This is a genomic window from Halovibrio salipaludis (assembly GCF_002286965.1).
Classification (GTDB): domain Bacteria; phylum Pseudomonadota; class Gammaproteobacteria; order Pseudomonadales; family Oleiphilaceae; genus Halospina; species Halospina salipaludis.
This window is the reverse complement of the sequence record NZ_NSKD01000001.1, coordinates 480,987-498,670: the sequence shown is the minus strand read 5'-3', so window position 1 is coordinate 498,670 and position 17,684 is coordinate 480,987. Positions and strand designations below refer to the sequence as shown.

The following is a 17,684-nucleotide window of genomic DNA, read 5'->3' as shown; positions in this document are numbered from 1 at the left end:
ACTGACAAACCCACATCCGAACCAGGCGGAATCCGATAATCATGAAAATCCGGACCAGTCGCGAATCCCTTCTCGAGCCACTCCAGGCCATCGCCGGCGTGGTGGAAAAGAAACAGACCATGCCCGTTCTCTCGAACGTATTGCTGGTAGCCGAGGGCGAGGCCCTGATGCTGACCGGCACGAATATGGAGGTGGAGCTGGTTGCCACTGTCACGGATCTGGAAGTGGAGCAGGAAGGTCGCATCACTGTGCCGGCCCGCAAGATGGTGGATATCTGCCGGTCGCTTCCGGAAGCAGCGGATGTGACGCTGGCGCTGGAAGGGGATCGCATGCGGATCCGGGCGGGGGCGAGCCAGTTCACCCTCGCCACCCTGCCCGCGGATCATTTCCCGAATGTCGAGGATGATGAGGACAGCTTCACGCTGAATCTGGAACAGGGCAGCTTCCAGAGTCTGCTCAGCAGCACCGCCTTTGCCATGGCGCAGCAGGACGTCCGCTACTATCTCAACGGGCTGCTGCTCGAGATCGGGGATGACGCCATACGGGCAGTTGCGACGGATGGGCACCGTCTGGCCCTGTCCAACCTGTCCGCCCCGACCTATCTGGATGAGACACGACAGATCATTGTGCCCCGTAAGGGCGTTCAGGAACTCATCCGGTTATTGGACGATAGTGAGAAGAATGTCGCGGTCACCATCGGTGGCAGCCATATAAGGGCGACGCTGGATGGATTCACCTTCACTTCCAAGCTCATCGAGGGTCGTTTCCCGGACTATAACCGGGTGATTCCCAGTGGCGGGGACAAGACGGTGATCGCGGATCGCGAGACACTGCGCAGCATTCTGCAGCGGGCCGGGATCCTGTCCCACGAGAATATCCGTGGTGTGCGGCTGGAACTCGAGCCCGGTGAACTGCATGTCTACGCCAATAACCCGGATCAGGAGCAGGCGGAGGACACCATGGCCGTGGAATACCAGGGTGAGGCGCTGCAGATCGGGTTCAATGTGGGGTATCTGATCGATGTGATGAACGTCATCCGTGAGGACCAGGTCCGGATCGTTCTTTCCGGTCCCAATGCCAGTGCGCTGATTGAGAGCACTGGCCCGGATGACAATCTGTACGTTGTGATGCCGATGCGTCTTTGATCCTTTCCAGATTGGACTGACAGGGAAGCTTGTGAATGAGTGTACTGATTCAGAATACCCCGGTAGCGGGGCGCAACAGAGGCAACCGTACCCCTGAAAACGAAGGCGGGACGCTGGGGAGCAATCCCGCACGAGTCCTTGGCGATGGTATCAAGGGCGCGTTCCGGATCGGGCAGACGGCCATGGTGGTCGGCGGTCAGGGGGTCCGCTGGCTGCGGGGTGACCGTCATCCCCTGCCGCGGCTGATGCGGGATACCTTTGAGCGGCTTGGCGCGACCTATATCAAGCTGGGGCAGTTCATCGCCTCTTCCCCGACGTTCTTTCCCCGTGAGTATGTGGACGAATTCCAGAACTGTCTGGATCAGACGCGGCCTCTCCCCTATGCCGTGATGGAGCGGATCCTGAGGGAAGAGCTGGGCACTGCGGTGGATACGGAATTCACGCGTATTGACCGCACGCCCCTGGCCTCCGCCTCCATAGCGCAGGTGCACGGGGCCCGGCTGACCAGTGGGGAGGAAGTAGTACTGAAGATCCAGAAGCCGGGTGTATCCAACATCCTGCTTACCGATCTCAACTTCCTCTACGTATCAGCCCGGGTTGTGGAAACCCTGGCACCTAAGCTGGCGTGGACATCGCTTTCCGGGATCATCCAGGAGATCCAGCGGACCATGATGGAGGAATGCGATTTCGTCCAGGAGGCCAACAACCTTGAGGCGTTCCGGGAGTTCCTTGATCGCACTGGTAACACTGAAGCCACGGTTCCGCGGGTTCATCGCAGGCTGAGTACTGGGCGGGTTCTGACGATGGAGCGCTTCCAGGGCGTACCACTGACGGACCTTGAGACCATCCGGCGCTACAGTGACGACCCGGAAAGGACACTGATTACGGCCATGAATACCTGGTTTGCCAGCCTGACGCAGTGTGAGTTTTTCCACGCGGACGTGCACGCCGGCAACCTGATGGTGCTTGAGGACGGTCGTGTTGGCTTTATCGATTTCGGAATCGTCGGGCGTATTGATCCGGATACCTGGACGGCGGTTTCTGATTTCATGGGGGCCTTGATGAGTGCGGATTTCGAGGGCATGGCGGATGCCATGGCGCGCATCGGGGTGACCCGTGAGGGTGTGGATGTGAAAGCCTTGGCGCGGGATCTCTCCGGCCTTCAGCAGCATATGGAGACGGTCGTTCCAACGGATCCCCAGGAGATGCCGGATATCGAGACCCTCTCCGAGGAAACGGACGATGATGTGAATGAACTGCTGATGGATCTGGTCCGCGTGGGCGAGGATCACGGTCTTCACTTTCCACGCGAATTCGCGCTCCTGATCAAGCAGTTCCTGTATTTTGACCGCTACGTTCACATACTGGCGCCGGAAATGGATATGTTTCTGGATGAGCGCCTGAACATGCTCCATTGAGGTCCAGGCAGATGGCACTTTTTCCCCAGCTTGTTACCTCCAGCCTGGCGCTCTGGCGGGGCACCGCGATCCGTGCTCCGGACGGGGAGCAGCCCGAACAGCCGTTGCAGCTGTTTGATATGGAGGGCTGCCCTCATTGCCGGCTGGTGCGGGAAACGCTTACGGAGCTGGATCTGGATGCCGTGATCTATCCGTGCCCGAAAGGGGGTGACCGGTTCCGGAACCGGGCGCGCGAACTGGGCGGACGTGAACGCTTTCCGTTGCTGGTGGATCCCGAACAGGGAGAGGTTCTTTACGAGAGCCGGCACATCAGGCGCTATCTGTGGGAGCGTTACGGTCACGGACGGGTTCCGGGGGTGAGCAGCCGGCTACCGCTCGATAAAGGGCGTGTTGTACTTGCTTCTGGTTCAAGACTGGGTCGGGGGCTCTACGCGAAGCCGGCCCGTCGGCCCGAACGGCTCCTGGAACTCTACAGTTTCGAGTCCAGCCCCTACTCCAGGGAAGTACGCGAGCTGCTTTGTGAACTCCAGCTTCCCTATGTGGTTCGTAACTGCGGTAAGTCTTCGTTGAACGAGTTTGTGCTTCCCGCGATCCGTGACAGGCTTGGACTTCGGTACCAGCCACGCTCGCGCAATCGTGTGGAACTGCTCAACAGAACAGGCCGCGTTGCTGTGCCCTATCTCGTCGATCCGAACCAGGGAACAGCAATGTATGAGAGCGAATCGATTCTGGCGCACCTCCGCGATCATTATCAGATCTGATCCATGGCGCTGAGCGAGCTCCATCTTCACCATTTCCGCAATATCGGACAACAGAAACTCCAGTTCTCCTCTCACCTCAATCTGATTCACGGTGCGAACGGGAGCGGTAAAACCAGCCTTCTCGAAGCGATCTATTATCTTTCCACCGCCCGTTCTTTCCGTACATCCAATCACCGTCGTGTTGTCCAGGAGGGATCCCGGTCACTGACCCTTTTCGGTGTGGTGACTGATCCGGTACGGGGATCGCTCCGGATTGGGCTTGAGCGGGAACCGGGGGATGCAAACGGTGTACGGCTGCAGCGTAACGGGGAGGCGGTTCGCTCCGTGTCTGAGCTCGCGAGACTGTTGCCTGTGTCAGTGATCGAACCCGGGACTTTTGAGCTGGTTGCCGGAGGGCCGGGTAATCGGCGGCGCTTTCTGGATTGGTTGGTGTTCCACGTGGAACATTGGTTCAGTGGACTCTGGCAGGAGGCGCAGAGAGCGCTCAAACAGCGCAATCACCTGCTTCGGCATGGTATAATCGATCAGTCATCCATCGGCCCCTGGAACGCGCGGGTGGCTGAGCTCGGCGAGCGGTTGAACCAGGGGCGTCAGGCTGGCTTCGATCGGTTCTGCCAGGAGTTCGAGGCGATCCGGACCCGGTCAGAGGCGCAATGGCTCAGGAACGTTTCCCTCGCCTTCAATCCCGGGTGGGATTCGAATAACAGCCTGGCGGCGGTTGTGGAAAGCAACCTCGAGGCGGAGGCCCGGGCTGGCTTCAGCCTCTATGGGCCCAACCGCGCTGATATCCGTATCCGGGTTGGTAAACAGCCTGCCGGGGAGGTGTTGTCCCGCGGCCAGCAGCGATCCCTGGTGGTGCTGATGAAGCTGGCTCAGATGCGGGTGCTGCAGTCCATCGGCTGCGAGGGCATCTGCCTTCTGGATGATATCCACGCAGAGCTTGATGGCGAAAATCAGGCTCTTCTGGCCGGTGAACTGCTGGCTCTTAATACACAGGTTTTTCTTACCGGGATCACTGCTCCGAATGAAGGAGCACTCGGTCATCTGATGCACAAACATGAACCTGCGATGTTCCACGTGGAACATGGCCGATTCACGGAACAATGAACGCCAAGCTGGGGGAACCCTGCGAATGTCTGATTACACCTCTACAAGCATCAAGGTACTCAAGGGTCTGGATGCCGTGCGCAAAAGGCCCGGCATGTACATCGGCGACACCGATGATGGAACCGGTCTCCACCACATGGTCTTCGAGCTGGTGGACAATTCCATCGACGAGGCCTTGGCAGGGTTCTGTTCCGAGATTGGCGTTGTCATCCATCCGGATGAGTCCGTAACCGTCCGGGACGATGGTCGTGGTATTCCCACGGACCTCCATGAGGAGGAAGGCGTTTCCGCCGCCCAGGTCATCATGACCGTCCTCCATGCCGGCGGTAAGTTCGATGACAATACCTACAAGGTCTCCGGGGGTCTGCACGGCGTGGGCGTCTCCGTGGTCAACGCCCTCTCCTCGACGCTCAAGCTGACGATCCGTCGCAGTGGCAAGGTCCATGAGCAGGTCTACCACGACGGGATTCCGGAGGAACCACTCCGGATCGTTGGGGATACGGAAGCCTCCGGCAGCGAAGTCCATTTCATACCCTCGTCCGAAACCTTCACGAATATCGAGTTCCATTTCGATATCCTGGCCAAGCGGCTGCGGGAGCTCGCCTTCCTCAACAGTGGTGTCAGGATCCGGCTGACCGATGAGCGCAGCGGCAAGGATGAGGTTTTCGAGTACGAAGGCGGACTCAGGGCTTTTGTTGAGCACCTGAACACCAACAAGACGCCACTGAACCGGGTATTCCATTTCACCCGGGAACGCGAGGACGGGATCGTCGTGGAAGTGGCGATGCAATGGAACGACGCGTTCCAGGAGAACATCTTCACCTTCACCAACAATATTCCCCAGCGTGACGGCGGTACCCACCTTGCCGGATTCCGGGCTGCACTGACCCGGACCCTGAACTACTACATGGAGCAGGAAGGGCTGCTCAAGAAGCTCAAGGTGAACACCTCCGGGGACGACGCCCGCGAAGGTCTGACCGCGATCATCAGCGTCAAGGCGCCCGACCCCAAGTTCTCCTCCCAGACCAAGGACAAGCTGGTTTCCTCCGAGGTCAAGACGGCCGTCGAGCAGGAGATGAACCAGCAGTTCACGGACTACCTCCAGGAGTACCCCCAGGAGGCCAAGACCATCGTCAACAAGATGGTTGATGCGGCCCGGGCACGGGAGGCCGCCCGCAAGGCACGGGACATGACGCGCCGTAAGGGAGCCCTGGATGTGGCGGGTCTTCCGGGCAAGCTGGCGGACTGTCAGGAAAAGGATCCGGCGCTTTCGGAACTGTTCATTGTGGAGGGTGATTCCGCCGGCGGCAGCGCGAAACAGGGGCGTGAACGCCGCACCCAGGCCATCCTGCCGCTCAAGGGTAAGATCCTGAACGTGGAGAAGGCACGCTTCGACAAGATGCTGTCCTCAGTGGAAGTCGGCACCCTGATCACCGCCCTCGGCTGTGGTATTGGCCGGGAGGATTACGACCCGGATAAACTCCGCTACCACAGCATCGTCATCATGACGGACGCGGACGTGGATGGTTCCCACATCCGCACCCTGCTTCTGACCTTCTTCTACCGGCAGATGCCGGAACTCATAGAGCGCGGTCACGTCTTCATTGCCATGCCGCCCCTGTACAAGGTCAAGCGTGGCAAGCAGGAACAGTACCTCAAGGACGAGAAGGCCAAGACCGCCTACGTCACACAGTCCGCGCTGGAAAACGCCGCGCTCTATGTGAATCCCGAGGCGCCGCCTCTGGCGGGCGAGGCGCTGGAAGACCTGGTCCATGAATACCAGAGTGTGATGGAGAACATCGAACGGCTTACCCGTGTCTATCCGGAACGGGTGCTCCAGGAGATGGTCACCCACAGGACACTGACGACCGAGGACCTCAAGAACCCTGAAACCATCCAGAAATGGGTGGCGGATCTGGGGGAACGCCTTGTCCTGGATACTCGCACCGGTATCCGTTATGAGTTCTCAACCACTGAGGACTCGGAACGCGGACTCACACTACCGAAGGTTACCCTCCTGATCCACGGTATTCCCTACGAATACGTGTTCCGCCATGAGTTTTTCGAGTCGCCCTCGTACAACGCGATCGCGCGCCTGGGTGAAAAGCTCGATGGCATGATCGAGCCGGGCGCCTACATACAGAGGGGCGAGCGCCGGCATCCGGTGGATACTTTCGCGGGGGCTCTGGACTGGCTCATGCGTGAAGGTCAGAAGGGTCTGACCATCCAGCGTTACAAGGGCCTGGGTGAAATGAACCCGGACCAGCTCTGGGAAACCACCATGGATCCGGAGACGCGCCGGATGATGAAGGTGACGATCGAGGATGCCATTGCGGCTGACCGGATCTTCACAACCCTCATGGGTGACGAGGTGGAACCCCGCCGGGAATTCATCCAGACCAATGCCCTGGAAGTGGCGAACCTGGATATCTGAGGGCTAGGAGTCCCAGGTATCCGGTTTCAGGGTCTGGAAGCGGGTGGCGAGATCCGCCAGGCGGTCGGGCAGGGACGGCCCGAGGCACATCAGCTCCAGCATCGGAAGCCGGGCCCAGCGTTCGGTTTCCGCCGCCGGTGACAGCATCACCGGCCAGTGCCGGGCCAGTGCGGATTCCCCCTCTTCGCCAGCCCATGCTTCCAGGATCAATACGGCATCGTGTTCCAGCATGCTGAGCGTCCGGACGCTCAGCTTCTCTCCTGCAACCCTTTCTGAAGGCGCACTGATCCAGCCAAGCTGCGCGAATATCCTGTGGCAGGGATGATCCCGCCCCGTCAGGCGGTAACGCCCGCGCCCCGTTTCCACCAGCACCAGAACCCGCGGACCCGGTACGTGCAACCGGGCGCGAAGACCCTCGAACGTTTCCCGGAAGCGCTGGGCGGGGACCATTTCACCCATGGTGTTGCCAAGGATGCGGGCAATGCGTTTCAGGTTGTCCTGGACATCGGCCGAGCTGCGCGCCCCCGGAACCAGGGACAGGCGTGGCTGGTAGCGGGTGGGCAGCCAGGTAGGGCACAGGCTGGTGCCGCCGGCGATCTCGTGGGCGAGGATCAGGTCGGGTTCCGGACCATCATCGCGGCCAAGATGCTGCCAGGGAACCAGGCGGTCCCCGAACCCGAGCGCCCGCACGTAGTCCTCGATGATTGCGTCACCGGCCATGACACGCCGGATCTGGGGCATGGTCGTGGCATGGAGGACCAGCGCGGTTTCGATGCAGGCGCTGACGGTGGCCTGGAGTTCGGGCAGAAGGCGGGTGAAAGACTGGCTCATGGCGATTCAATGGTTCCTGTGGGGTCATCGAATCGCCAGTATTGCCGGCCTTTTCCTATATGTCAATGAGAATGGTTCGCACTAATAGTGGCGTTCATCGGGGCGTTCCCTACTCACTGCCGGTCTGCAGCAGTGAGATATCCGCGACCCTGAGGAACAGCTGGCGGAGCCGTTCCAGCAGTGCCAGCCGGTTGGCTTTCAGGCTCTCGTCCTCCGCCATGACCATGACGTCGTTGAAGAACCGGTCCACCACCTCGCGCAGTTGCGCCAGGGACTGGAGGCCGGCATCATAGTCGCCGCGGGCGAACAGTGGTTCGACCTGTCCCTCCTGGGACTGGAGCGCTTCATAGAGTGCCCGTTCCGCCTCTTCCTGGAAGCGTTCGGGATCCACACTGCCGGCCTGGGTACCGCCCTGTTTCTCAAGGATATTGGAGACCCGCTTGTTGGCGGCTGCCAGGGCCTGAGCTTCCGGCAGGGCGACGAAGTTGTTCACCGCCAGAACCCGGCGATGGAAGTCCAGGGGCTGGGTGGGCCGGCGCGCCTGAACCGCCAGGAAAACCTCCGCCGGAACGCCCTGATCCTCGAAGCTGGCCCGGAAGCGCTCAAGAATATAGTCCACGACCGGCTGGACCGGATCGTCCACGGTAAGGCTGTTGAACTCCCCGGCAGCCCAGCCGGCCAGCTCTTCGAGATCCAGGGTCAGTTCGCGTTCCACCAGGATGCGGATCACGCCCAGTGCCGCCCGGCGCAGTGCGTAGGGGTCACGTGTGCCGCTGGGGGGCTGGTTGATCCCGAACAGGCCCACCAATGAATCAAGCCTGTCCGCGAGCGCAACGCAGGCGCCGATGTCGGTCTGTGGAACACGGTCCCCGGCAAAGCCCGGCAGGTACTGTTCGCTCAATGCCCTTGCGACCGATTCGTCCTCACCATCATGACGTGCGTAATACTCGCCCATGACACCCTGGAGGTCATCGAACTCCTGGACCATCTCGGTCAGCAGATCGGTCTTGCTCAGGGTACCGGCACGCCCTGCCTTGTCCGGATCCGCGCCAATGCCCTCGGCAATACGCCCGGCCAGGGAGGCAATCCGGAGTGTCTTGTCGTGCAGGCTGCCCAGATCCTGCTGGAAGACAATGGGCTTGAGATCGTCGAGCCGGTCGATGAGCGGGGTTTTCCGGTCGGTATCGTAGAAGAAGGCGGCGTCCGCCAGTCGGGGCCGGATGACCTTTTCGTTGCCCGCGACCACCGCTGAGGGGTCGTGGCTCGCGATATTGGCCACCGTGATGAAGTACGGCATCATGGTGTTGTTGGCATCCACCACATGGAAGTACTTCTGGTGTTCCTCCATGGAGGACACCAGGGCTTCCGGCGGTACGTCGAGGAATCGCTCCTCAAAACGGCCCAGAAGCGGCACCGGCCATTCACACAGCGCGGTGACCTCGTCCAGAAGGTCCGGATTGATGACCGCGCTACCTTTAGCCTGTTCTTCCGCCACACGGGTCACCCCGTTACGGATCGTCTCCCGGCGTGTCGCGAAATCCGGTTCCACCCAGCCGTGCTGGCGCAGCACCAGTTCGTAATCCGCGGGCGTGGAGATGATGAGCTCACCCGGGTGATGGAAGCGGTGACCCTGTGTGGCGTGACCCGCCTCACAGCCCAGGATGGTACAGGGTACCTCCTTGCTGCCGTAGAGCATGATCAGCCAGTGCACCGGGCGGACAAACTCTTCCCGGCGGGCCCCCCAGCGCATGCGCTTGGGAATGGGCAGGCCGTTGAGAGCCTGTTCCACCATGCCGGGAAGGAGTTCGGCCGTGGGGCGACCTTTTTCCACGCCGCGGTAGACCAGCCAGGCGCCCTTCTCGGTTTCCATGGTATCCAGCTCGTCCGGCTGGATGCCCAGGTTGCGAGCAAAGCCTTCCAGGGCGCGCGTGGGGTTGCCCTGATCGTCAAACGCAGCCTTCACGGCCGGCCCTTTCTTCTCGAAGGGGGTGTCCGGCTGGGCGTCCGCAAGCTTGTTCACGCGTACGGCCAGTCGCCGGGGTGTGGCGAAGGTCTCGATCTCACCGTGCTCAATGCCCGCGTCCACCAGCGCACTGCGCAGGCCCTCGCCGAAGGATTCCGAAAGTGTCTTCAGCGCCTTGGGCGGTAATTCTTCCGTGCCGACTTCAACCAGGAAATCCGGTGTGGCCATGATCATGCCTCCTTCTGGGTGTCGTCGTCGGCGAGCAGTTCGCGCCGGATGGCTTCATCCGCCATGGGGAAGCCGAGATCCCGGCGCCGGTCGTAGTAGGCCCGGGCCACGGCCCGGGCAAGGGTGCGTACCCTCAGGATGTAGCGCTGGCGCTCGGTGACCGAGATGGCGTGCCGGGCATCCAGCATGTTGAAGGTATGGGAGGCCTTCAGCACCTGTTCATAGGCGGGCAGGGGCAGGCCCGAATCCACAAGGCGCTGGGCCTCACGCTCATGCACCCCAAAGGCGTGGAACATGAACTCGACATCCGCCTGCTCGAAGTTGTAGTGGGACTGCTCGACCTCGTTCTGGTGGTAGACGTCGCCATAGGTTACTTCGCCGGCCGGTGTCCGCGTCCAGACCAGGTCATAGACGCTGTCCACCTCCTGCAGGTACATGGCGATGCGTTCCAGGCCGTAGGTGATTTCACCGGTCACGGGGTAGCATTCAATACCGCCCACCTGCTGGAAATAGGTGAACTGGGTGATCTCCATGCCGTTGAGCCAGACCTCCCAGCCCAGGCCCCAGGCCCCCAGGGTTGGCGACTCCCAGTTGTCTTCCACAAAACGGATGTCGTGCACCAGTGGGTCCAGGCCCAGGACCCGCAACGAGTCCAGGTACTGTTCCTGGATGTCGTCCGGCGAGGGCTTGAGCACCACCTGGAACTGGTAATAGTGCTGCAGCCGGTTGGGGTTCTCACCGTAGCGGCCGTCCGTGGGGCGGCGGCTGGGTTGGACATAGGCGGCATGCCAGTTTTCCGGCCCGATACTGCGCAGGAAGGTGGCGGGATGGAAAGTCCCCGCGCCCACTTCCATGTCCAGCGGCTGCTGGATGATGCAGCCGCGCTCGGCCCAGAACTGCTGGAAGGCCAGGATCAGCCCCTGGAAGGTTGTTACATCGGGTTGTGCCTGTTCGCTCACGGCGTCCACCTGCTGGGGATTGAGGGGATCGGTTTCCCGTTCTACCAAAGGCGCGTATTATACGCTCCGCCTCCGGTTCTTAGGAAACCCCGGCCCGGGAGTCGTTCAAATTTCCATGAAAACCCTGCGCATCAGGGGCCTGCGCGCCCTGCTCTGGCTCATCGGTCACCTGCCGCTGGCGCTCGCCCAGTCGCTGGGCCGTGTTGTTGGCCTCTGTCTATGGGCCGCGCGCGATCGTACCCGCAAGGTAACCGAGCGCAGTCTCACCCTGGCCTATCCGGACATGCCGGAAGCCGAGCGCCGTACCCTGGCCCGCGACAGCCTGCGGGAGACCGGCAAGCTGATCGCGGAAATCCCCATCATGTGGGAAAGCCCAGTCCCGCGCTGCCTCGGCCTGATCCGTGAATTCGAGGGCCAGCATCTTCTGGACGAGGCACGGGCCGAGGGCCGCGGCGTGGTGCTGATCGTGCCCCATCTCGGCAACTGGGAACTGCTGGGGCTCTACTACTCCACCCGCTTTTCCATGGCCGCGCTCTACAGCCCGCCCAAGATGGCTGAGATGGAAGACTACATGTCGAAGGTGCGGGGTCGTGGTGGGTCGGAGCTGGTCCGGGCGGACCGCAAGGGGGTGCTGCGGCTGTTCAGCATCCTGCGCGAAGGCGGTGTTGTGGGGATACTGCCGGACCAGGTTCCGGATGCCAGTGGCGGCACCTACGCGCCCTTCTTCGGTATCGATGTTCTGACCATGAAGCTGGTTTCCCGCCTGGTTCAGAAAACCGGCGCCCGGGCTGTGGTCACCTATTGCGAACGGCTGCCTGGCGCCCGCGGGTTCCGCCTGGTTGCGGACGAGGCGGATCCACGGCTCTACGCGGAGGACACGGAGACCTCGGTGGCCGCCCTCAACGCCAGCGTGGAATCCGTTGTCCGGCGGATTCCGGAACAGTACCAGTGGGAGTACAAACGCTTCCGCAAGCAGCCATCCGGCAAGCCCAACCCCTACAGAGACCTCTGACGGAGCCATTGAGTGCGCGCCTACGCGGATAACGACTACCCGGGCGATTACCGCCCGGACTGGCGGGTGATCGCCAGCCTCTGGCCCTACCTGAAGGAATTCCGGGGCCGCGTTGGCATCGCGGCTGCCTGCCTGATCGTCGCCAAGCTGGCGACGGTGGCCACGCCTGTGGCACTGAAATACATCGTCGACCATCTGGACGCGAAAGACAGCGGCGACATGGTCCTCTGGATTCCGGTTCTCCTGGTGGTCGCCTACGGGTTGCTGCGCTTCAGCGGCACCCTGTTCAACGAGGTGCGCGACGCGGTCTTCGCGCGCGTCGCAGAGCGGGCCATGCGTCGTGTTTCGCTGCAGGTCTTCCGTCATCTGCACCGGCTGGAGCTGGGATTTCACCTGGACCGCCGTACCGGGGGTCTCGCCCGGGATATCGAGCGCGGCACCAATGGCATCAGCTTCCTGCTGCGCTTCACGCTGTTCAACATCGTGCCCACTATCCTGGAACTGGTGATGGTCTGCGGCATCCTGTTGTTCGCTTTTGATCCCGGCTACATGCTGACCGTCCTGGTGGCCGTCGTGATCTACGTGGTGTTCTCGATCCGGGTCACCGAGTGGCGGACACGGTTCGTGCGCGAGGCGAACGCCAAGGACAACGAGTCCAACAGTCGTGCGGTGGACAGCCTGCTGAACTACGAGACGGTCAAGTACTTCAGCAACGAGGACTTTGAGGCCGAGCGCTACGATGCCAACCTGGCCGAGTGGGAACAGGCCCGGCTCAACAACCGCCTTTCACTGGCGACGCTGAATGCCGGTCAGGCCCTGATCATCGGCATCGGGCTCATTGCGGTCATGGCCATGGCGGTAACGGATGTGGCGGCTGGGGACATTACCCTGGGCGATTTCACCATGATCAACGCCTACCTGCTGCAGCTGTTCATTCCCCTGAACGCCCTGGGCTTTGTCTACCGCGAGATCCGGCAGGCACTGGTCAACGTGGAGCGCCTTTTCGGGTTGCTGGAACAGCCACCAACAGTGGTGGATACGCCGGACGCGAAACCACTGGCGGTCACCGGGGGCCGGATCGAATTCCGCCATGTTGAGTTCGGCTATCGCCCGGACCAGCGGATCCTGCAGGATGTCTCCTTTGAGGTGCCGGCCGGCTCCCGGGTGGCGGTGGTGGGCGCCAGCGGCGCCGGCAAGTCGACCCTGGCAAGGTTGTTGTTCCGCTTCTTCGATGTGCAGGAAGGCGCCATTACAGTCGATGGTCAGGATATCCGCGAGGTCACCCAGCAGAGCCTGCGCGAGGCCATCGGCGTGGTGCCCCAGGACACCGTGATGTTCAACGACAGTCTGCGCCGCAACATCCTCTACGGACGGCCCGATGCCAGTGAGGAGGACCTGCAGCGGGCGCTGCGCATGGCCCATCTGGAGGACTTCGTGGCACGCCTTCCCGAGGGGCTGGAAACGCGGGTCGGTGAACGGGGCCTGAAGCTTTCCGGGGGTGAGAAGCAGCGCGTGGCCATCGCCCGTGTCATCCTCAAGGATCCGCCCATACTGGTGCTCGACGAAGCCACGTCGTCACTGGACTCGGTGGCGGAGCAGCATATCCTGGAGGCGTTGGACGAGGTCGCCAGCAACCGGACCACGCTTGCCATTGCCCATCGCCTGTCCACGGTGAATGACGCGGACAGCATCCTTGTCATGGATGCCGGCTGTATTGTTGAACGCGGCACCCATGAACAGCTGCTTGCCCTGGGCGGTCGTTACGCCCGGCTATGGGAACGTCAGGCGCTGGGCGATGAGCCATCGGCGGATGCCTGAAGGGATTCGGGGGTGAGCATGTCGATACCGCCATCAGCGTTCTGTCGGGCCACAACCGTGCGGTTACGGCCGCGCGTCTTGGCCTGATAGAGGGCTTCGTCAGCGGTACGGATCAACCACTCATGGTCCCGCTGGCAGTCCGGTATACAGCACGCCAGCCCAATGGAAACGCTCAGCGCAATGGGGTTGCCCTCCCATTCAAATTCCACGGATGCCGCGGCCTCGCGTATGCGTTCGGCCAGCAGGGTCGCGCCCCCGAGATCGGTCATGGGCAGCAGGATCACGAATTCCTCGCCCCCGTAGCGCGCGACGGTATCGGCGACCCGTCCCACTCCCTCTTCGCAGATCGCTGCAATCCGGCGCAGCGCGTCATCACCGCAGAGGTGGCCGTAGTCGTCGTTAACCGCCTTGAAATGATCAATGTCCAGCATCAGAAGGGACATGGTATGGGTCTCACGGCAGCTGCGCCGCCATTCGCGCTCCAGGGCCTGGTCAAAGTAGGGTCGGTTCTTGAGCTGCGTGAGGCCATCCAGCTCGCTCAGCTGCTTGAGCTGATCATAGGCGTGGCGGAGCTCCTCGGTGCGTTCCTCCACCCGTGCTTCCAGCTTGAGGTTGGCGTCCTGCTGCACCCGCAGCGCCTCGGCCTGGGCCTGCTGGCGCTGTTCGCGTTCCTGGTTGATGCGCCAGGCCAGAGCAAAGGACAGCAGCAGCATCTGGATGACGGCGCCGATCTGGGTGCCATGGTCCACCAGCATATTGGTGGGAATCACGCCGGTCTTGCTGACGGTATAGGCGATGTTGGCAAACAGGAAGATGCCCCAGGCAATGACGTAGAAGCGGGCCAGCACTTCACCGCGCCACCACAGATAGCAGGCACCCACCAGCGCCAGTACCGCCTCGCTGCTGACGACCCCGAGCATCAGAGCAATGGCGATGTGATAGGGCACGAGCACGCTGATGATGGCCAGGGCAATACCCGACCAGCCGATGGCCCGGAAGATGATGGACCACAGGCGGCTGTGCCTGGGGGCATTGAGGAACTGATGGGTAAAGAACCCCACGGCGGCAAGGCTGAGTGAGAGAAGCACCGTCAGGCTGATGCCGTTGAACCAGGGCGCGCCGGGCCACAGGTACTGGAAACCGAAGCCCCGCAGCGCCGCCTGTGACAGAACGAAGGCCAGCAGATAGAGGACGTACCAGAGATAGGCGCCATCCCGTACCGCGAAGTACAGCAGCAGATTGTAGATGGCGAGCGCGCCCATGATGCCGAAGAACATCATGTGCAGTGCCGAGGACACCTGGGTATCCCTGAGGAAGGCCTCCGGCTCCCACAGACGTACCGGGGCCTGCAGGGCCCCTTCGGTCTGGATGCGGATCAGCAGCAGGTAGCGGGTGTCCGGAGCCAGTGTCAGCCGGCTCACGAAATCGTGATGCGCGATCGGTCGGGATGAGAATGGCAGGGTATCCCCGGTGTGGACCTCGGTGACGGTTTCACCGTCAATGGCCCGCAGAAGCTGGATCCGGACATCATCCAGTGGTGGATAACCTATCTGGAGATAGCGGTCGATTTCCGAACTGCTTTTGAGCCAGACGCCCATCCATACGGGGGCGCTCTCCAGCCCGAGGTTGAGGATCCGGCCGTTGGTGGTCTGCCAGTCCGGCTCCCCAGGCGCCTGTAACAGCGATTGCGCGCTCAGTTCAGAGTTGGGGTCGGCCACCCACCGCATGTCAGCGCTGAGGTCCAGTTCCCTTTCATCATCGACCTCGACGAGTTCAAGTGCTCCTGCCTGGCCGCTGCCCAGCATCATGAGCATTAACATGACGACCGGAAACCAGGTTCCGACAATCCGTTCCATGTTCTGCAATCTAGTCTGGAGTTCCCATGAAGAGGAAGAGAGAATTGGGTTAATGTTCTGGAATTCCAGTGCTTACACAAAAACCCACACAAAAAGCCGCTATCCAAAATGGTAGCCGAAAAACACCGTATTCGCGCAGATAAGCATCTAAAACCCGCCATCGGGCTGTGACATCCTTTACGGAATCTTTACGCCCCATGCCGCTTTTGGTCATCGAATTTTTACGCCCTCCGTCGCGATCATTAAGCATCATTCACCAAAGGAGGGCGCGACTATGTCTGCCTTGCTTCTCGTCACGTCACTGGCCATCGGGATCTATCTGGTGGCGGCACTTCTTCAGCCCGAGAGGTTCTGACCATGGCACTGCTTGGAATCGCCATCATCGTCGGGCTTTTTGCCCTCTGCTTCTGGTTCATTGACCTGGAGGACCGGCTATGAACGAGGTCATCATTATCTACGCGCTGACGCTACTGCTTGCCTGGCCGCTGGGGCGCTACATCGCCGGTGTCTATTCCGGCGAAACCGGTATGGGCGGGCGGGTCTTCCTCCCCGTGGAAAACGGCCTCTACAGCCTCTGTGGCATAGACCCGGGCCAGCCCATGACCTGGCAGGGGTATGGCCGGGCCCTGCTGAAGTTCCACCTGATGCTGGGCCTGCTGATTTTCGGGCTCCTGATGGCCCAGGGGCTGCTGTTTCTCAACCCGGATGGTATTGGCGGGATGAGCTGGGACCTGTCGCTGCATACGGCTGTTTCCTTCCTGACCAACACCAATCAGCAGCATTATTCCGGCCAGGCGTCGCTGTCCTACCTGGCGCATACCTTCGGTATTGTGACCCTCCAGGTCGTGACCCCGGCAGCGGGTATGGCCACACTCTTCGCCATCCTCCGAACCATCTTCGGCGGCCGTGATGCCCGTACCGGCGGAAGCCCGGAGGCGCGGGTGTCCGTGGGCAATTTCTACCAGGACCTTACCCGCGCGATTGTCCGGGTCATGCTGCCCCTGGCCGCCGTGGCTGCCCTTTTGCTTGCATCCCAGGGCGTGCCCAGCACCTACGAAGGGGCTCAGACGGTCCAGCCCCTGGACTCGAACGTCGCCATGGAACAACAGGAAATTCCCGTGGGACCTGTAGCACCCATGGTCGCCATCAAGCAGCTTGGTACTAACGGGGGCGGCTGGTACGGGGCGAACTCCGCCGTTCCGCTTGAGAACCCGACACCGCTGTCCAACCTCGTCGAAACCGTGTCCATCGTGCTGATCCCGGCGGCCCTGGTCTTCGCGCTTGGGTTTTTCACCGGCAGGCGGCGGCTTGCCCAGGTGGTCATGGGTGTCATGGTGGTCATGTCCGTCGGGCTGGCGTCTGTCGCCATCTGGCAGGAAAACATGCCTAACGCCGCTTTTTCCTCGCTGGCCGCGGAAGGCCCCAACCTGGAGGGTAAGGAAGTGCGATTCGGGGCAACGGCCACGGCGTTGTGGGGAAGCTGGACCACACAGACCTCGAATGGCTCGGTCAACGGCATGCACGACAGCTTCAACCCGATCGGCGGCATGGTTCCCATCATGGATATGTTCATCAACGTGATCTTTGGCGGCGTTGGTGTCGGGCTGATCGGCTTCCTCCTGTTCCTGCTGCTGGCCGCCTTCCTGGGGTCGCTGATGATCGGCCGGGCGCCGGAGATCGCCGGCAAGCCGCTTGAAACGCGCGAGATCAAGCTGGTGTGCATTGCGCTGCTGCTCCAGCCGCTGCTGATTCTGGGGTTCAGTGCGGTCACCCTGGCCTTCCCGGGCCTGACGGGTAACTCCAACCCGGGCTACCACGGGATCAGCCAGGTGATCTACGAATACACCTCGGCCTTTGCCAACAATGGGTCGGGTTTTGAGGGGCTGAACGACAACAGCATCTGGTGGAACATTACCTGCGCGGTCAACCTGATCTTGGGCCGTTTCATCCCCATGCTCGCGCCCCTGGCCATTGCCGCCTCGCTCGCCTCCAAGCGTACGGCCCCCGAGGGACGGGGCAGCCTGAGCCTGGACACGGGCACCTTCGGGCTGATGACGCTTGCCGTCATCGTGATGTTCACCCTGCTGAGCTTCATGCCGGTCCTGATTCTCGGCCCGATTGCTGAAGCCATGGCAACCATTCACTGACCGGA

13 protein-coding genes are annotated in these 17,684 nt (G+C 61.6%); 9 read left to right on the top strand and 4 right to left on the bottom strand.

Going from position 1 to position 17,684, the window contains the following annotated elements; translation table 11 throughout:
• Positions 1-41 precede the first annotated feature (41 nt).
• The 5 genes from dnaN to gyrB are packed head-to-tail and all read left to right on the top strand — an operon-like array spanning position 42 to position 6,865.
• Complete coding sequence (gene dnaN, locus CK501_RS02465; protein WP_095616131.1) at positions 42-1,145, top strand: DNA polymerase III subunit beta; 1,104 nt, start codon at positions 42-44, stop codon at positions 1,143-1,145.
• Between the two features lie 35 nt (positions 1,146-1,180).
• Positions 1,181-2,563, top strand: coding sequence for an ABC1 kinase family protein (locus tag CK501_RS02460; RefSeq protein WP_095616130.1), 1,383 nt, complete (start codon positions 1,181-1,183; stop codon positions 2,561-2,563).
• A gap of 11 nt (positions 2,564-2,574) precedes the next feature.
• Positions 2,575-3,324, top strand: a complete 750-nt coding sequence (locus CK501_RS02455) for a glutathione S-transferase N-terminal domain-containing protein (protein ID WP_095616129.1) — start codon at positions 2,575-2,577, stop codon at positions 3,322-3,324.
• 3 nt (positions 3,325-3,327) lie between these two features.
• Positions 3,328-4,431 (top strand): DNA replication/repair protein RecF, encoded by a 1,104-nt coding sequence (gene recF / locus CK501_RS02450; protein WP_095616128.1) that lies wholly within the window; start codon positions 3,328-3,330, stop codon positions 4,429-4,431.
• Between the two features lie 25 nt (positions 4,432-4,456).
• Entirely contained in the window at positions 4,457-6,865 is a 2,409-nt protein-coding gene (gene gyrB, locus CK501_RS02445; RefSeq protein ID WP_095616127.1) for a DNA topoisomerase (ATP-hydrolyzing) subunit B, read from the top strand.
• 3 nt (positions 6,866-6,868) lie between these two features.
• Here the strand turns inward: gyrB and CK501_RS02440 are convergent, their stop codons facing one another.
• From CK501_RS02440 to glyQ, 3 genes are all read right to left on the bottom strand, one after another.
• Positions 6,869-7,696 carry a substrate-binding domain-containing protein gene (locus CK501_RS02440; RefSeq protein WP_095616126.1) on the bottom strand — a complete coding sequence of 276 codons (828 nt, stop codon included), beginning with the start codon at positions 7,694-7,696 and terminating at the stop codon, positions 6,869-6,871.
• A gap of 109 nt (positions 7,697-7,805) precedes the next feature.
• Complete coding sequence (gene glyS, locus CK501_RS02435) at positions 7,806-9,887, bottom strand: glycine--tRNA ligase subunit beta (RefSeq protein ID WP_095616125.1); 2,082 nt, start codon at positions 9,885-9,887, stop codon at positions 7,806-7,808.
• A 2-nt stretch (positions 9,888-9,889) separates the two neighbouring features.
• Complete coding sequence (gene glyQ / locus CK501_RS02430) at positions 9,890-10,846, bottom strand: glycine--tRNA ligase subunit alpha (protein WP_095616590.1); 957 nt, start codon at positions 10,844-10,846, stop codon at positions 9,890-9,892.
• Between the two features lie 115 nt (positions 10,847-10,961).
• Between glyQ and CK501_RS02425 the strand changes: the two genes are divergently transcribed.
• Both CK501_RS02425 and CK501_RS02420 read left to right on the top strand, forming a co-directional pair.
• A complete protein-coding gene (locus CK501_RS02425; protein WP_095616124.1) occupies positions 10,962-11,858 on the top strand; it encodes a lysophospholipid acyltransferase family protein in 897 nt (298 codons plus the stop codon).
• 12 nt (positions 11,859-11,870) lie between these two features.
• Positions 11,871-13,676: an ABCB family ABC transporter ATP-binding protein/permease gene (locus tag CK501_RS02420; RefSeq protein ID WP_095616123.1), complete on the top strand. Its 1,806-nt coding sequence runs from the start codon at positions 11,871-11,873 to the stop codon at positions 13,674-13,676.
• On the opposite strand, the gene CK501_RS02415 is transcribed toward CK501_RS02420, so the two are convergent.
• Positions 13,640-15,532: a sensor domain-containing diguanylate cyclase gene (locus tag CK501_RS02415; RefSeq protein WP_095616122.1), complete on the bottom strand. Its 1,893-nt coding sequence runs from the start codon at positions 15,530-15,532 to the stop codon at positions 13,640-13,642. The two genes, CK501_RS02420 and CK501_RS02415, sit on opposite strands and share 37 nt — an antisense overlap.
• Positions 15,533-15,806: 274 nt before the next feature.
• On the opposite strand from CK501_RS02415, the gene kdpF reads away from it, so the two are divergent.
• Both kdpF and kdpA read left to right on the top strand, forming a co-directional pair.
• On the top strand, positions 15,807-15,887 hold the full coding sequence (gene kdpF, locus CK501_RS17190; RefSeq protein WP_095616121.1) for a K(+)-transporting ATPase subunit F: 81 nt from the start codon (positions 15,807-15,809) through the stop codon (positions 15,885-15,887).
• A 79-nt stretch (positions 15,888-15,966) separates the two neighbouring features.
• A complete protein-coding gene (gene kdpA / locus CK501_RS02405; RefSeq protein WP_095616120.1) occupies positions 15,967-17,679 on the top strand; it encodes a potassium-transporting ATPase subunit KdpA in 1,713 nt (570 codons plus the stop codon).
• The last annotated feature ends 5 nt before the right edge of the window (positions 17,680-17,684 follow it).

Bases quoted from the DNA above. Each gene is read 5' to 3' on its own strand.
- CK501_RS02425 (WP_095616124.1), top strand. From the start codon at position 10,962: ATGAAAACCCTGCGCATCAGGGGCCTGCGCGCCCTGCTCTGGCTCATC.
- CK501_RS02440 (WP_095616126.1), bottom strand. From the start codon at position 7,696: ATGAGCCAGTCTTTCACCCGCCTTCTGCCCGAACTCCAGGCCACCGTC.
- CK501_RS02460 (WP_095616130.1), top strand. From the start codon at position 1,181: ATGAGTGTACTGATTCAGAATACCCCGGTAGCGGGGCGCAACAGAGGC.
- kdpA (WP_095616120.1), top strand. From the start codon at position 15,967: ATGAACGAGGTCATCATTATCTACGCGCTGACGCTACTGCTTGCCTGG.
- CK501_RS02455 (WP_095616129.1), top strand. From the start codon at position 2,575: ATGGCACTTTTTCCCCAGCTTGTTACCTCCAGCCTGGCGCTCTGGCGG.
- kdpF (WP_095616121.1), top strand. From the start codon at position 15,807: ATGTCTGCCTTGCTTCTCGTCACGTCACTGGCCATCGGGATCTATCTG.
- glyS (WP_095616125.1), bottom strand. From the start codon at position 9,887: ATGGCCACACCGGATTTCCTGGTTGAAGTCGGCACGGAAGAATTACCG.
- CK501_RS02415 (WP_095616122.1), bottom strand. From the start codon at position 15,532: ATGGAACGGATTGTCGGAACCTGGTTTCCGGTCGTCATGTTAATGCTC.
- dnaN (WP_095616131.1), top strand. From the start codon at position 42: ATGAAAATCCGGACCAGTCGCGAATCCCTTCTCGAGCCACTCCAGGCC.
- recF (WP_095616128.1), top strand. From the start codon at position 3,328: ATGGCGCTGAGCGAGCTCCATCTTCACCATTTCCGCAATATCGGACAA.
- gyrB (WP_095616127.1), top strand. From the start codon at position 4,457: ATGTCTGATTACACCTCTACAAGCATCAAGGTACTCAAGGGTCTGGAT.